We start from the raw sequence: 15,943 nt of genomic DNA, 5'->3' as shown, positions 1-15,943 counted from the left end.
AAGCTGAAAAGTTGTAGAATGCTTATCTTGACCTCAGTTTCAAAAATCGAGGTTCAAGTGCCCAGTTACGGATATATTTTTGGCGGCGTCTTCGGGTTCACCATGTTGATGGCCCTGATGGGAGTCTATTATTACAACAAGTTCAGCAGTCTCAAAGTGCGGATGGAGGAATCCATGCGAACGTTGGATGTGTTGTTGGATCGAAGGCAAGGTCAGTTGTTGCAAATCGCCACGCTGTTCAAACGCCTGGGATTGCTCGGCGAAAACGATGCCAAGACCGCCATTGAATTTGGCAGAAAGGCGATCGATACCGCCTCTGCACCGCAGAAGGCATTCGGACTTGAAGAGGCCGACAAGGCAGTGCAAAAGCTCTTCATCCAGAGCGCTAATTACCCCGAACTTCAAAAAAACTCAGAATTCGAGCCCGCTTACCGCGCCATCGAGAAGACCAACATTGAGATTGATGGCGCGCGACGCTACTACAATGCGCTGGCAAGGGACTACAATATGCTTGCCTCGCGCATGCCGTCTGCGCTGTATGCCTTGCTCCTCCGTTACCAAAAGTCAGATTATTTGGAGACGAAACCATGAAAGACTGTACCTTCCACCGGATGGTTCTCCGAACCTTTGTTTTCGGAGCATTGCTGCTTTTGTTGATTCCGTCAGCGATCGCCCAAGGGTGGCGTGTGAAGAGTTTCAGCGCCGATATCACACTTCACCCAGATGGAACTTTTGACGTCATTGAACGCATCAAAGTGAATTTTTCGGAGTCCAAACGCGGCATTATCCGCAAGCTTCCCTATCGGTTTGCGCAGTTGTCAGTCCCGGACGGGGAGCTTGCAGAGGATCATTCGCCAGGCAAGGATTATCTTACCCCGATCGTGAACATTGACGTTCAGGATTGGACCTATTCAGTGACGAAAAGCCAAAACGACCACGAAATCAAAATTGGAAAGTCGGATGTTTTCCTCACCGGTGAACAAGACTACGTGATTTCTTATAAGGTCTATGCTGCCATCAACTTCTTCAAAAACAGCCAGGAGTTTTATTGGAATGTCAACGGCAATGATTGGGACGTTCCTTTTGACAATATCGATGTGACGATCCATCTCCCCAACAATCGGAAAATGGCGGCTGAAGATGTGTTGGTGTTCGTGGGCGTGGCAGGATCGACAGAAAAAAGCTCCGAATTGATAATTGAGCCGGGAACCGTAAAGGTGCCTTCGACGCGGGGATTGTCGGCAAATGAGGGGATGACCGTTGTGATGCGATTTCCCAAAGGCTATCTTACCAAAACTCCAGTTCCACTTTCGGTCATGGCAAATAACTGCGTGATTGACAGTGTTTTCTCTGACTTTGCTTTGAGAAATGATGGAGTAGTGGAAGTGGAGGAAAGGCTTTACCTGAACGTGGTGACAGCTTCGGCGGATTTCGTTCGCAGCCTTGAAAGGTCCTATTTCGGACCGATGTTTCCTGAAATGGAGCCTGGCCGTGTGCAATATGAAATGCTCGAATCCACGGTGCATGTCGGGAGTGGCCATCATTACAAAGCCTACGAAAGCGTGTCCGGATATGAAGCCGACGCATCCGATTTCAAGATCTCCATACCCGGCTCCAATTTTCCCGAACCCGGGATGTATGTCGTCACGCTCAAATACCGGATTTGGGGAGCAACGCGCGAAAGTGAACGCGGATTGTCCGTTTATCTACCGTGGTTGAACCCCGACGACCATGAGCCGATCGCAGTCGCCCGTTGTCTCTTGCATTGGGATCAACCTGCCCGCATCAATCTGGGCGATGTTGGTTTGAAGGATACTGCCCCGGGTAGCGGCAAGGTCACCTTGGATTCCACCTATTTGGAGATGGAATTTCCGGAGAATCTCAAGGCTGGGCAAAAGCTGCACTTGGCCAAGTACTTTCCCGGGCTGGACTTGAAAATGGCCCGAACCCCCGGCCATGTTTCATCACCCGATCAGTATTATTCCTACTACGACATTGATTGGGAGATTCAGCCGAATGGAAATGTACATATCACGAACAAATTCTGCATGTACCGCTATTCAAGCTATAACCGGATCACGCGTCCGATTACCAATGAATACAACGGCTATCGCCCAACAATGGCCAATGCTGTAAAGCCACAGTCTTGGGGTAGCGTCGGGAAATATGCCTTCAATAATCTAGAGGGCCCCGGGGATTTGATCAATTACAGCACCTATGCCGATATGCAAATGGAGTTTCCTGGCAATGCCTCACTGACACGCACCGGATTTGATACCATCAGCTTCAGTTACGACATTCTGGGTATCGTCGGAAAGTCCGGGGACGGCTTCCGACTGAGTTTTCCGTTGTTGGAGACCATTGAACACGTGGCCGACGTTGTGCGGTTCCGCATTCGCTATCCAGGCGGAGCGACGCTCAAGGAAGGTGATATTCAACTCAGTAGTGGATCGACGTACGGCATCCAGCGTAACTTCGAAAATGGAGACAATGTCGACTTGAAGTTCGAGCCGGGGGAAATTTCTGGAGAATTCCCGGACGGTATTTTTGCTTTTGAAGAACTGAACATTGCCTTGGATTTGCCTGAGGGAAGTATTGAAGGGAGTATGTCGTCGGATTTGCGGCTGCTTTGGATCAATCACAAGGCTATTTTCTTCCCACTGTTTTTCTTGATCCCACTCGCCCTGGCTTGGCTGATTTTTGGTCGAGATCGCAAATTCACCACTGTTGTGGAGTTCTATCCGCCTGAGGATCTTACCCCGACGGAAGCCGGCTTGCTCATGGATGACCACCTGCACAACCGTGACTTGTTGGCACTGATCTATTACTGGGGTGCGCAAGGGGTCATTTCCATCGATGAGGTCTACGACAAGGATGGTACGGCAATTGATTACAAATTCACCAAGTTGAAAAGCCTTCCCGGTGGTGCCCGGAAATACGAAAAGACGATTTTCAATGGGTTGTTTTCCGCAAGCGATTCAACGACAGTATCGGCGCAGCGTCAGAAAATGTACAGCTACCTTGCCACGGCACGCTCGGAGGTCAATACCTATGCCAAAACGCGCAATTTCTATGTTCCTGGAACGATGGGTTGGTCTGCGGTGATTGGCTTGATAGGTTGGGTGGTCGCAGGTATCGCCGTGGTTGCCACAGGCCTTGTCATATTCCAGGCGACATCGTGGCAAGCAGGCAGGTGGGAAATCGCAGGTGGATGGACGCTAAGCGCTGCATTGTTGTTCCTGTTTGCCCGCCTTATGCCGCGTAGAGGGCCATTTGGTCAGCAGCAATACGAAAAATTGGTCGGCTTTCGGGAGTTTGTGCTCCGGGCCGAGAAGGACAAACTGCAACGACTCGTCGATACCAACCCCGATTATTTTGGGATGACGCTGCCGTATGCGATTGCCATGGGCATCGCCACGAAATGGGTGGACCAATTTGGAGATTTGCTCACTGCTCCGCCGACTTATTACCATTCCTCGCAGTCCGTTTCAAGCTTTCAGTTGCATCAATTCAATCGCATGATGCAACGTCAGCTGGATCAGATGGCCACGAGTTTTAATAGCACACCACCGGCGGCAAGGTCGAGTGGGGGTTGGGGCTCGGGTGGCGGATCCTCCTCCTCTTATTCCTCTTCCTCAAGTTACAGTAGCCGTAGCAGCAGCGGCGGCAGTGGTTTCAGCAGTGGGGGAGGGTCTTCTGGCGGCGGGTACGGCGGCGGCGGCGGGAGCGCATGGTAAGCGAGTTTCCTGAAACCCAGACTTTCGAAATTTTGCAGCGCCCAAACGATGAATTTGTCTATTTTGCGTCTTGATTACCCTCAAATTGATTCGATAGTATGAAGAACCTGAGTTTGTTTCTGTTGTGTTTGATGATGGCATTTGTATTTTCTGCCTGCAGTTCCGAGACCAAGGAAGGCGCAGACGATGAAACTGAAACCACATCTGACGCAGATGATTCGGATGCTGATGACAATGAGGATTCGAATATCGCCCTCAGTACTTGGGATGGGCATTCGGCAAAAGACGCTCCCGGGAACGATGCCAAATGGGTCGCTTCCATCGCATTTGGGGAGGAACTGACCCTGCTCAATGAGACAGAAACCGATTCGAAGACCAATAAATCCTTTGAAAAGGTAAAGCTCCTCGACGGAAAAGAAGGCTGGGTCCGCGCCGATTTCATCGCGAAAGGCGCCGAACTCGCTGCCGTGACCACCGATGCGCAAATCTATAAGCGGCCAGGCATCTCCAACATCACGGATGAAGTCATTTCGGCGGGCACGATTGTCGTTTTGAAAGGAACCAAGGATGAATTCTCCGAATTTATTTCCAAGAATGACGCTGCCAAAAAGCGCAAGGAAGGCTGGTTGTTGGGCGACAAGGCTTTGACAACGAACGAAGACGACCTTTCGGCAGCCATCCTGCTTTCCAAGGCTTTGGCGGAGAAGAACCCAGCAAAGCGCAAGGAAAAACTCAAGCAGGTTGCAGACCAGTACCCCAATTCGGTATTCGCGAAAACCGCCCAAAACAACATCGATGCCGTGGATGCGAGTGCCAATCTTGCCGAGGATGAATTGATGATCGCCGGAGAGAATGTGAACGTGCGCTCTGCACCTGACGTGAAGTCGGAAAACAAGATTTTCCAGCTCAACACCGGCGACGTCTGCAAAATCCTGGAGCGCGGCGAAATGGACGAAATCGGAGGCAAACTGGATTATTGGTACAAAATTTCATCTCCTGCCGGCAAAACAGGCTGGGTGTTTGGGACATTTACCAGCAAAGCACTGTAGTTCATTTATAAATCCATTGCACTGATATCGAGCAATGCTGGATGTTTCGTTTTGAATGGAATCCGAAGTTTCGTCAAAACAGTTGATACCAAAACAGTGCAATAATCCTTGCACTATACCTTTCCTTCGAAGTAAGTTTTATTGACCTAAATGGTGAATGAAAATTGAAAATAGGGCGGTATTGACCCGTTTTTGGCGTGAAATGCACGTAAGAATCGTTCAAATCCATCGATTGTTTTAAATTGAAATTCCCCACCTTTCGTTCACGCGATCAGAAACCGCGAATGAATGGATATGAATGTCGCTTATTCGGACTTGTTCGGTAAAAAAGTAGCCTTGCTCGTATGGTACAATAATGAAAGTGGGGATCAAACTGCGGGAGTGGTTTCGGGGACGGCCTTTCTGCACGATGGGCAAATGGCTTTACATCGGGGAAGCCTTCTCCCACCCATGGCGATCCCCCTTCAATTGGTGTGGCGTGCCAAAAGGGTTCCCAACGAATTGAAAGATATTCTGAAAATGGCGGATTTCTGCATTCAGGGAACTGTGAGCGAGCTCGGTTTGTGGCCGCGACCTGAACGAGAATGGCTTGATCATTGAAGAATGAGCCTTGTTCTTAGGTTTTGGATTGTTGTGCAATATGGGAAGTCCCGGTGCTGCGCAAAAACCACGTGGTCCTTTACCTATGACATAATTGGACCGCATCCGAATCAATTACTCTGAAAATCAGCTTTCTAATTCTTTTTTTGCTGCGTTCACTTGTCAGCCAAGCACATCTCGAAGTATTTTTGAGATGTCTTGCTTGCGGGCAATAGACGTCCAAACGATTGAATTAAAATCCAACTTCACCAAATTTCAACGAATGAGTGCCAATGATGAATCAATCCGCATTTCCAGCGGAGCGCCTTGGGAGGATATTGTAGGATATTCCCGGGCAGTGAGAAAAGGAAATATGATCTGGGTATCAGGAACCGCTCCGATGAAAGACGGACTCGTGGTAGGCATCGATGACCCTTACCGACAAGCGGTGATGTGTTTTCGCATCATCAAAAATGCCATTGAAGCCTCAGGAGGCAAAATGTCGGATGTCGTCAGAACCCGCATGTACCTCACGCGGATTCGCGATTGGGAACATGTAGCCCGCGCGCATGCAGAGTTTTTCGGAAGCGTACGCCCCGCAACAACCTTGGTGCAGGTTGCCAAACTCATCGATCCCAATATTCTTGTCGAGATCGAGGCCGATGCCATGCTCGATTGAGGCGTTTGCCTTCTGTCAGAGATGATTATCTTTGCCCAATAATTTGACTGAAGATGAAAACGCTGCGGCTGTTCTATGCCTTCCTTTTTCTGTTGGGTGCAACCAATTTGATGGCTCAAAATTCCAATTTGATCGTCTACACCGGCGAAAATGAGGATTTTACCCTGTGGATCAATGGTTTCAAGATCAACAATGTTCCCAGTCAGCATGTTCGGGTTACGGGTCTGAAACCTAGTCAGTACACGGTAGAGGCTGTTTTTCAGAATCTTCATCTGCCCAAAAGGTCCATCAACATTTCCATTCAGCCGGAAAGAGAAATCACCTTTGGGCTTGTGAGAGCAGCCAGTGCATCTGCAGTGGAATTCAAGTTTCTCTACGAATCAACTTTGGGATATTTTCCGGTAGCACCGCAAAAGATAGAAGTTATTCCCTACTTCGGTCCTGTGACTGTCCCGCAAAACGTGCAGCCCGTACCCACTCCTGCACCCATACAAGTCCCCGGACCTGTGGTCGTTGTCGCCCCAAACCCGCTGCCAGGATACAATGGCCCGTTGGGATGCCAAAATCCCATGGACCCAACGCAGTTCTCAGAGGCCAAAAAGAGCATTGCTTCAAAATCCTTTTCAGACACCAAAATGCAGCTTGCAAAGCAGATCACACGGAGCAATTGCCTCCTGACCAGCCAAGTATCCGAATTGATGAGCCTGTTTAGCTTTGAATCCCAGAAGCTTGAATTTGCCAAATTTGCCTATGAATTCACCTATGACAAAGGCAACTATTATAAGGTGAACGATGTCTTCGGCTTTGAGAGTTCGATCAGGGACTTGGAGGAGTATTTGAAGGGGAAATAGTGGCAAAGAAAAAAGGCGACCGACAATTCATGCCAAGCCGCCCTTTTGAATTAAAAGCCAATTCCGATCAATCCAAAGTTAAAACAATGTTTTTGACCTTGCCAACATTTGAGTGAAACTTTTTGAAAAAAAAGTGTTGAGCAATCCTGAGGAGGAAAATGCTGTATGCGTTACGATTGCAGTCAAGGACAGCAAGATTTCCATTGACACAAAAAGAAGCGTATCGGCGAGGCTCAAAAAAATGTGTATTTTTCTGGAATCTGGGTTTGTTTCATAAAATTATAGCGCTAACTTTGCCGTCCGCTATTGAGAAATGTGCTCTCAAGGAAACAAGAATCAAAAAAGATGATTGTAGCTATTGTGCGCACGGAAAAAAGTCTTAATTTTGCGTCTCTTTGATAGAAAAAGAAGCCAATCTTGAAAAAACAGCGATTTTCAATGATTCGGAAAGGTTGGCTAGAGTTCTTTGTGTTAAAGGTTTTAGGATCTTTGGGGAAATTCCAGAGCGGCCAAATGGGACAGACTGTAAATCTGTTGTCTTACGACTTCGGAGGTTCGAATCCTCCTTTCCCCACGGTGCAGTTTTAAGGAATCAGTTTAGGTGCAAGATGCTGCTCGTGCTTGTTTTACCAGGCCTAGACTGTTTTTGATGCGGGAGTAGCTCAGCTGGTAGAGCATCAGCCTTCCAAGCTGAGGGTCGCGGGTTCGAATCTCGTCTCCCGCTCTTTGAGAGTAAGTTACCAGCCTTTGTAGCTCAGCTGGTAGAGCACCACTTTGGTAGAGTGGGGGTCATCGGTTCGAATCCGATCAAAGGCTCAAAGGATCTGGATGGGTCCGATATTTTTTGTATAAGGCAATTTTTGAAAATCAAGAAAAACAATGGCTAAGGAAACTTTTAAACGGAATAAGCCGCACGTGAATATCGGTACCATCGGTCACGTTGACCATGGCAAAACGACGCTCACGGCTGCTATTACGTGTGTTTTGGCCAAAAAAGGCCTCTCACAAGTGCGTGATTTCTCGTCTATCGACAACGCTCCAGAAGAAAAAGAGCGTGGTATCACCATTAATACCGCACACGTCGAATACGAAACCATGAACCGTCACTATGCGCACGTCGACTGTCCAGGTCACGCCGACTACGTGAAGAACATGGTTACGGGTGCTGCCCAAATGGACGGTGCTATTGTCGTCGTGGCTGCCACCGACGGTCCTATGCCACAAACCCGCGAGCACATCCTGCTCTCACGTCAGGTTGGCGTTCCACGTCTGGTGATTTTCATGAACAAGGTTGACCTTGTTGACGACACCGAACTCCTCGACCTCGTCGAAATGGAAGTTCAGGAGCTGCTCACATCCTATCAATTCTCCGAAGAAACGCCTATCATCCGTGGCTCTGCCCTTGGTGGTCTCAATGGTGAGCCACAATGGGAAGAAAAAATCATGGAGCTCATGGACGCTGTGGACCGTTGGATCCCACAACCTGAGCGTGATACCGATAAGCCATTCCTTATGCCTGTCGAGGACGTATTCTCGATCACAGGTCGTGGTACCGTGGCTACCGGTCGTATCGAGCGTGGCGTGATCAACACTTCCGATCCAGTCGAAATCATCGGTCTCCGTCCAATCGACGAGAAGCCATTGACATCGGTTGTTACGGGTGTTGAGATGTTCCGCAAATTGCTCGACCGTGGTGAAGCAGGTGACAACGCCGGTCTTCTCCTCCGCGGTATTGAGAAGGAGCAAATCAAGCGCGGTATGGTTATCTGCAAGCCAAAGTCAGTGAACCCACACACCGACTTCAAATGCGAAATCTACGTGCTCTCCAAAGAAGAAGGCGGTCGTCACACACCATTCTTCAAAGGATACCGTCCTCAGTTTTACTTCCGTACCACTGACGTTACCGGCGTAATCACCCTTCCAGAAGGTGTTGATATGTGTATGCCAGGTGACAACATCTCGGTGACCGTGGAGTTGATCTACCCAATCGCTATGGAAAAAGGTCTCCGTTTCGCTATCCGCGAAGGTGGCCGTACCGTAGGTGCAGGTCAGGTAACTGAGATCATTAAGTAATAAAAAGTTCCCGACCCGTCCTTTACGGGGCGGTCGGGAATATTTGGTATAAACGGGTGTAGCTCAGCTGGTAGAGCGAAGGTCTCCAAAACCTTAGGCCCTGGGTTCGATCCCTAGCGCCCGTGCAAATCAGGAAAAGATGGATAGACTTAAGGCATGGTTCCAGACATATTCGGATGAGTTGCTGTACAAAGTGCAGTGGCCCACCGTGCCGGAATTACAAAGCAGTACCATCACCGTGTTGGTAGCTTCCCTGCTGATTGCGTTCGTGATTTTTGTTCTTGACATCGTCTCGAGCAATCTCATGTCGCTGCTTTACGGATTATTCAACTAATAAAAGCGTTCTTCGCGATGGGCAAGCAGTGGTTCGTAGTTCGCGCGGTCAGCGGGCAAGAAAAGAAGGTGAAAACCTATATCGAGTCCGAAATCGAGCGTCTTAAGCTTGAGAATCAGGTCTCCCAAGTTCTGATTCCTACCGAAAAAGTATTCGAAATGCGCGGTGGGAAAAAGAAGATTCGCGAAAGAAGCTTTTTGCCAGGTTATGTTTTGATGGAAGCTGATTTGGATGGTGAAATCATGCAAGTGATCAAAGATGTACCGGGAGTCATTGGATTCCTCGGAACTGAAAAAGGTCAGAAGCCTGTTCCCCTCCGCGCTGCGGAAATCAACAAAATCCTCGGTAAGGTCGACGAGATGAATGAACTTGGGGAAGTCCCTGAAGATCCGTTTGTCTTGGGTGAGCCAGTCAAAGTGATGGCTGGACCGTTCAACGGCTTCTCCGGCACTGTGGAAGAGATCTACGAGGATAAAAAGAAACTCAAAGTGATGGTCAAAATTTTCGGACGTAATACGCCAGTCGAACTGAACTATTACCAAGTCGAAAAAGAATTCTAAAAAATATGGCTAAGGAGGTATTTACATACGTTAAGCTTCAATGCAAAGGTGGTCAAGCCAACCCGGCTCCCCCCATTGGCCCTGCCCTTGGTTCCAAAGGTGTCAACATCATGGACTTCTGCAAGCAGTTCAATGCACGCACCCAGGAAAAGCAAGGTCAGATTCTCCCAGTGCTCATCACCGTTTACACGGACAAGAGCTTTGAATTTGTTGTCAAAACTCCCCCCGCTGCCGTTCTGCTGATGAATGCTGCAGGATTGAAGGGTGGATCTGCTGAGCCAAACCGGAAGAAGGTTGGTAAGGTAACTTGGCCTCAAGTGCAAGAAATTGCGGAGACAAAAATGCCTGATCTCAACGCCTTCACGCTTGAGTCTGCTATGAAAATGGTTGCGGGTACAGCCCGTAGCATGGGAATCACTGTCGAAGGAACCGCCCCCTGGGGAGCGAATTAATCTCAAGTAAAGATGCCGAAGGTTTCAAAAAAGCATAAAGCCGCAATAGCTGCTGTTGATCGCACCAAATTTTATCCGGTGAGTGATGCAGCCAAGCTCTTGAAGGATGTCACTTACACAAAGTTTGACTCCTCGATCGAAATGCACGTCCGTCTGGGAGTTGATCCACGTCAAGCCAATCAAATGGTTCGTGGCGTTGCAACCCTTCCACATGGTACTGGCAAAACTGTAAAGGTGTTGGTTCTTACTACACCTGACAAGGAAGCAGAAGCGGTCGCCGCTGGTGCAGACTTCGTAGGTCTCGACGAGTACATCGAAAAGATCAAAGAAGGATGGACCGACATCGACGTCATCATCTGTTCTCCAAACGTGATGGGCAAAGTAGGTCCTTTGGGACGTGTGCTTGGTCCACGTGGTTTGATGCCTAACCCTAAAAGCGGTACAGTGACGATGGAAATCGGCAAAGCTGTTACCGAGGTGAAAGCTGGTAAAATCGATTTCAAAGTCGACAAAACCGGTATCATCCACGTGGGAATTGGTAAAACCACTTTCACAGCTGATCAACTCGCTGAAAATGCCCGCGAACTCGCAACGGTATTGCTCAAATTGAAACCAAGTGGCTCAAAAGGCACTTACTTCAAAAGCATCTACCTCAGCAGCACGATGGGCCCCGGTATCAAAATTGACAACACCTCAGTAGGAGTATAAGTCATGACGAGGGAAGAAAAAAACACAATTGTACAAGACTTGGTGAGTCAGCTTAAAACTGCTCCTAACGTGTACGTGACCGATGCCGGCGGTTTGACCGTGGCACAAGTCAATGACCTTCGCCGTATGTCTTTCAAGGCAGGCATCGAGCTGAGAGTCGTAAAAAATACATTGCTTCGCAAAGCGATGGAGGCTACTGGCAAAGATTATTCAGGAGTTTTTCCTGAATTGCAGCAGCAGTCCTCAGTGTTCTTTGTCGGTGAGAACTACAAAGTTCCTGCCAAACTCATTAAAGACTTCCGCAAGAAAGGTGCTAAACCTGCCTTGAAGGTAGCTTATGTCGATGAGTCTGTGTTTGTGGGCGACGATCAACTCGACGTCTTGCAAAACCTCAAAGGCAAAAATGAGTTGATCGGAGAAGTGATTGGTTTGCTCCAATCCCCAATCCAAAAATTGCTCGGCCAATTGTCCTCTGGCGGCACGACCATCGCAGGCGTGCTCAAGACCTTGGAAGAGCGTTAATTTTCTATTGCTGTTACACACTCGAGATAGATTTTCGAAACAATTTAATTATTAGGAAAAATGGCAGATCTGAAAGCATTTGCAGAGCAACTTGTAAATCTTACCGTTAAGGAAGTTAAGGAACTCGCTGATATTCTGAAGTCTGAGTACGGCATTGAGCCAGCTGCTGCAGCGGTTGCTGTTTCAACATCTGGTCCTGCTGCTGTCGCTGAAGAAGTCGTCGCTCAAACCGAGTTTGACGTCATCCTCAAAGACGCTGGCGCTGGTAAACTCAACGTTGTCAAAATCGTGAAAACTCTCACTGGCCTTGGCTTGAAAGAAGCTAAAGATCTCGTGGACGCCGCTCCCGGTCCAGTGAAAGAGAAGATTTCCAAAGAGGAAGCAGAAGCTATCAAGGCACAGCTTGTTGAAGCTGGAGCCACTGTAGAGATCAAGTAATCAGGTCTTTGACGACCCAACGCTTGGCTCTATCCTGCCGATAGACCTGGTTTGAAAAAATCAGGTCTATCGCTGTTTCCTCTGACTGTACTTTTCATCTTGTTGATGACCCTTTAATATTCTGGACATTGGCTGCCAATATTTATACCTCCAACCGGATCTCGTTCTCCCAAATTAAGAAGGTAATCGATTATCCTGACCTACTTGAGGTTCAGTTGAAGTCGTTCCGAGAGTTTATGCAGCTCGATACTCCGCCTGAAAAGCGCAAGGAGGAAGGTCTGCATAAAATGTTTCAGGAGAATTTCCCGATCACGGATGCACGGGAGAATTTTGTGCTTGAGTTCCTCGATTATTATATCGATCCACCCAAGTATTCAATCGAAGAATGCAAAGAGCGTGGACTTACCTACGCTGTACCCCTTAAAGCAAAACTTTACCTCTATTGTACCGATCCCGAAAACGATGATTTCGAGCCGGTCGTACAAGAGGTTTATTTGGGGAATATCCCTTACATGTCTGATTCTGGTACGTTTGTGATCAATGGCGCCGAGCGTGTCATTGTGAGCCAATTGCACCGGTCACCAGGCGTGTTTTTTGGTTCAAGTCTGCACGCAAACGGTACCAAGCTGTATTCAGCTAGGATTATTCCGTTTAAAGGCTCTTGGATTGAATTTGCAACGGACGTGAACAACGTCATGTTTGCATACATTGACCGTAAGAAGAAATTCCCGGTAACCACGCTGTTGCGTGCCATCGGTTATTCCACCGACAAGGACATCCTCGAAATCTTTGGCCTCGCTGAAGAGGTTAAAGTTTCCAAGGCGAATCTCAAGAAGTGTGTGGGCCGCAAGCTCGCCGCAAGGATTCTCCGTACTTGGGATGAAGACTTTGTTGATGAGGATACCGGTGAAGTGATCACGATCACACGTAACGAGGTTCTTCTCGAGCGTGACCACGTGATTGACAAAGATGATATCGATACCATCGTTGACTCGAGCGTCAAGGTGGTGATTTTGGTTTCCGACAACAGCAATTCTGCTGAATATTCGATCATCTACAATACACTTCAGAAGGATAACTCCAACTCTGAGGCTGAAGCTGTGGATTTGATCTACCGGCAGTTGCGCAACACCGAACCACCGGATGAGGAAACCGCACGTGGCATCATTGACAAATTGTTCTTCAGCGACAAGCGCTATGACCTCGGTGAGGTTGGGCGGTATCGTTTGAATAAGAAGTTGCACAAGGCCTACGATGAGAAGTCCCAGGTGTTGACGAAGGTCGACATCATTCGCATCGTCCAGTACCTCATTCAGCTTCAAAACTCCAAGGCACACGTCGATGACATCGACCACTTGAGCAACCGTCGTATCCGTACGGTGGGTGAGCAATTGTATGCTCAGTTTGGTGTCGGTCTTGCACGTATGGCACGTACGATCCGTGAGCGGATGAACATTCGTGACAACGAGGTGTTCACGCCTGCTGACTTGATCAACGCCCGTACATTGTCGAGCGTCATCAATTCGTTCTTTGGAACGAATCAGCTGAGCCAGTTTATGGACCAAACCAACCCACTTGCAGAAGTAACGCACAAGCGGCGTGTTTCTGCCTTGGGACCCGGTGGTCTTTCCCGTGAGCGTGCAGGCTTTGAGGTTCGTGACGTTCACTATACGCACTACGGACGTCTTTGTCCGATTGAAACACCTGAAGGACCAAACATCGGTCTGATTTCTTCTCTTTGTGTTTATGCAAAGGTGAACGACATGGGCTTCATCGAAACGCCTTACCGCGTTGTCGAAGGTGGTGTGGTTCAAGAGAAGACGGTCTATCTGAGTGCTGAGGAAGAAGACAACATCATCATTGCACAATCCAATGCCCCATTGGATGACAAAGGCAATTTTGTTGATCCTCGGGTTCGTGCACGTAAAATGGGTGACTTCCCGCTCGTCGAGCCAGGTGAGTTGACCTATATGGACGTGGCACCAAACCAAATCGTATCGTTGGCTGCATCGTTGATTCCATTTTTGGAGCATGATGATGCTAACCGTGCGTTGATGGGCTCAAACATGCAACGTCAAGCTGTTCCGCTTTTACGCCCGCAGGCACCGATCGTCGGTACCGGTTTGGAGCAAAAGGCTGCCGTTGATTCGCGTGCATTGATCATCGCCGAAGGCAATGGTGTCGTCGAATTTGTCGATGGCAACAAAATCACGATTCGTTACGAGCGTACGCTCACCGACGATCTCGTCAATTTTGAAACCAACGTCAAGGAGTATTTCCTTCCAAAGTTTCAACGCACGAACCAAAACACCTCCGTCAACTTGCGTCCGATTGTGAAGCAGGGAGACAAAGTGGAGCAAGGTTCTGTGTTGGTGGAAGGCTATTCGACGCACGACGGTGAATTGGCGATTGGCAAGAATCTTTTGGTTGCGTTCATGCCTTGGCAAGGATACAACTTCGAGGATGCTATCGTGATTTCCGAGAAGGTCGTCGCAGATGACGTGTTTACTTCGATTCACATTGAAGTGTTTGATATTCAAGTGCGTGATACCAAGCGTGGCGAAGAGGAACTCACCCGTGAGATTCCAAACGTCAGCGAGGAAGCTGTCAAAAATCTCGACGAAAACGGTTTGATCCGTGTCGGTGCTGAGGTGAAAGAGGGCGATATCCTGATTGGTAAAATCACACCAAAAGGCGAAACCGATCCGACTCCGGAGGAAAAACTCTTGCGCGCCATCTTTGGAGACAAAGCAGGTGACGTGAAGGATGCTTCATTGCGTGTGCCACCATCCGTAAGAGGTGTGGTCATCGACAAGAAGCTTTTCCGCAAGGACAAGAAGGAAGGTAAGGCCCGTGCCAATGACAAGAAGAAGTTGGGTGATCTCGAAGGTAAATACAAGAGCGATCTTGCAGACCTCGACCGCTTGATGACGGGTAAATTGTTGCAGTTGCTTGGCCAAGAAAAGTCGATCGGCGTACGTAACAAGTACGGTGAGGAGATTATCCCGAGCGGCAAGAAATTCAACGAGAAGACTTTGGCTGCGATCAAGTGGCTGGAGATCATTCCTTCTGATTGGACGGCAGACAATGAGCTCAACGGCAACGTTCAGCGCTTGTTCCACAATTACAAGATCAAGTACAACGAAATCGAAGGTACTTTCCGCAGGGAAGAATTCCAGATTCGTGTCGGTGACGAGTTGCCATCAGGCATCCTCCAATTGGCAAAAGTCTATGTCGCCAAAAAGCGTAAGCTGAAAGTCGGTGACAAGATGGCTGGTCGCCACGGTAACAAAGGGGTTGTCGCAAGGATTGTGCCTGTCGAAGACATGCCATTCTTGGAAGACGGAACGCCGGTGGATATCGTGCTCAACCCGTTGGGTGTGCCTTCCCGTATGAACTTGGGCCAAATCTATGAAACGGTTTTGGGCTGGGCAGGTCGCAAACTCGGAGTGAAGTTCGCTACGCCTATCTTTGACGGTGCGCACCCTGAAGACGTCGCAGGTTATCTGAAAAAGGCTGGACTTCCTGAGTGGGGCCGCAGTCACCTGTATGACGGTCAATCCGGTGTACGTTTTGATCAAATGACCACGGTCGGTATCATCTACATGTTGAAACTGAGCCACTTGGTCGATGACAAGATGCACGCAAGGAGCATTGGTCCATACTCGCTCATTACCCAGCAGCCGTTGGGTGGTAAAGCGCAGTTTGGTGGTCAGCGTTTCGGTGAGATGGAGGTGTGGGCACTCGAAGCATTCGGTGCAGCACATATTCTCCGCGAAATGTTGACGGTCAAGTCGGATGACGTCTTTGGCCGCGCCAAAACCTACGAAAGTATTGTGAAGGGCGACGTGCTGCCCAAGCCGGGAATTCCCGAGTCTTTCAACGTGTTGTTGCACGAATTGAGAGGCCTTGCACTTGAAGTTACCTTAGATTAACCTTGAAATATATTTAGGAGCATGTC

The 15,943-nt window shown here is 48.7% G+C and carries 13 protein-coding genes and 4 tRNA genes; all 17 read left to right on the top strand.

Annotation, left to right across the window (positions count from 1 at the left end; genetic code table 11):
* Window positions 1-57: 57 nt before the first annotated feature.
* The 17 genes from IPN95_13230 (at window position 58) to rpoB (ending at window position 15,917) form a co-directional block, all read left to right on the top strand.
* The gene (locus tag IPN95_13230; GenBank protein ID MBK9450343.1) at window positions 58-591 is read left to right on the top strand and encodes a LemA family protein; all 534 of its coding nucleotides are present in this window, start codon (window positions 58-60) and stop codon (window positions 589-591) included.
* Window positions 588-3,737, top strand: a complete 3,150-nt coding sequence (locus IPN95_13225) for a DUF2207 domain-containing protein (protein MBK9450342.1) — start codon at window positions 588-590, stop codon at window positions 3,735-3,737. Before IPN95_13230 ends, IPN95_13225 begins: the two co-directional genes overlap by 4 nt.
* A gap of 98 nt (window positions 3,738-3,835) precedes the next feature.
* Window positions 3,836-4,786, top strand: a complete 951-nt coding sequence (locus tag IPN95_13220) for an SH3 domain-containing protein (GenBank protein ID MBK9450341.1) — start codon at window positions 3,836-3,838, stop codon at window positions 4,784-4,786.
* 862 nt (window positions 4,787-5,648) lie between these two features.
* Window positions 5,649-6,044: a RidA family protein gene (locus IPN95_13215; GenBank protein MBK9450340.1), complete on the top strand. Its 396-nt coding sequence runs from the start codon at window positions 5,649-5,651 to the stop codon at window positions 6,042-6,044.
* A gap of 53 nt (window positions 6,045-6,097) precedes the next feature.
* The gene (locus IPN95_13210; GenBank protein ID MBK9450339.1) at window positions 6,098-6,895 is read left to right on the top strand and encodes a DUF4476 domain-containing protein; all 798 of its coding nucleotides are present in this window, start codon (window positions 6,098-6,100) and stop codon (window positions 6,893-6,895) included.
* A 491-nt stretch (window positions 6,896-7,386) separates the two neighbouring features.
* Window positions 7,387-7,469: transfer RNA gene (locus tag IPN95_13205), tRNA-Tyr, on the top strand.
* 77 nt (window positions 7,470-7,546) lie between these two features.
* Window positions 7,547-7,619 (top strand) — tRNA-Gly (locus tag IPN95_13200).
* 19 nt (window positions 7,620-7,638) lie between these two features.
* Window positions 7,639-7,711 (top strand) — tRNA-Thr (locus IPN95_13195).
* 63 nt (window positions 7,712-7,774) lie between these two features.
* Window positions 7,775-8,968, top strand: coding sequence for an elongation factor Tu (gene tuf, locus IPN95_13190; GenBank protein MBK9450338.1), 1,194 nt, complete (start codon window positions 7,775-7,777; stop codon window positions 8,966-8,968).
* Between the two features lie 52 nt (window positions 8,969-9,020).
* A tRNA-Trp gene (locus tag IPN95_13185) sits at window positions 9,021-9,093 on the top strand.
* A gap of 14 nt (window positions 9,094-9,107) precedes the next feature.
* Entirely contained in the window at window positions 9,108-9,302 is a 195-nt protein-coding gene (gene secE, locus IPN95_13180) for a preprotein translocase subunit SecE (GenBank protein ID MBK9450337.1), read from the top strand.
* A 17-nt stretch (window positions 9,303-9,319) separates the two neighbouring features.
* The gene (gene nusG, locus IPN95_13175; protein ID MBK9450336.1) at window positions 9,320-9,862 is read left to right on the top strand and encodes a transcription termination/antitermination factor NusG; all 543 of its coding nucleotides are present in this window, start codon (window positions 9,320-9,322) and stop codon (window positions 9,860-9,862) included.
* 5 nt (window positions 9,863-9,867) lie between these two features.
* Window positions 9,868-10,314 (top strand): 50S ribosomal protein L11, encoded by a 447-nt coding sequence (gene rplK, locus IPN95_13170; GenBank protein MBK9450335.1) that lies wholly within the window; start codon window positions 9,868-9,870, stop codon window positions 10,312-10,314.
* Between the two features lie 12 nt (window positions 10,315-10,326).
* The gene (locus IPN95_13165; GenBank protein MBK9450334.1) at window positions 10,327-11,022 is read left to right on the top strand and encodes a 50S ribosomal protein L1; all 696 of its coding nucleotides are present in this window, start codon (window positions 10,327-10,329) and stop codon (window positions 11,020-11,022) included.
* A 3-nt stretch (window positions 11,023-11,025) separates the two neighbouring features.
* The gene (locus tag IPN95_13160) at window positions 11,026-11,544 is read left to right on the top strand and encodes a 50S ribosomal protein L10 (GenBank protein ID MBK9450333.1); all 519 of its coding nucleotides are present in this window, start codon (window positions 11,026-11,028) and stop codon (window positions 11,542-11,544) included.
* Between the two features lie 60 nt (window positions 11,545-11,604).
* Window positions 11,605-11,982 (top strand): 50S ribosomal protein L7/L12, encoded by a 378-nt coding sequence (rplL, locus tag IPN95_13155; protein MBK9450332.1) that lies wholly within the window; start codon window positions 11,605-11,607, stop codon window positions 11,980-11,982.
* A gap of 140 nt (window positions 11,983-12,122) precedes the next feature.
* A complete protein-coding gene (gene rpoB, locus IPN95_13150) occupies window positions 12,123-15,917 on the top strand; it encodes a DNA-directed RNA polymerase subunit beta (protein ID MBK9450331.1) in 3,795 nt (1,264 codons plus the stop codon).
* Window positions 15,918-15,943 lie beyond the last annotated feature (26 nt).

The sequence above is a fragment of the Bacteroidota bacterium genome, assembly GCA_016718825.1.
Classification (GTDB): Bacteria; Bacteroidota; Bacteroidia; order J057; family JADKCL01; genus JADKCL01.
The sequence above is the reverse complement of the archived record's forward strand: the minus strand, read 5'-3'. Positions and strand labels throughout refer to the sequence as shown.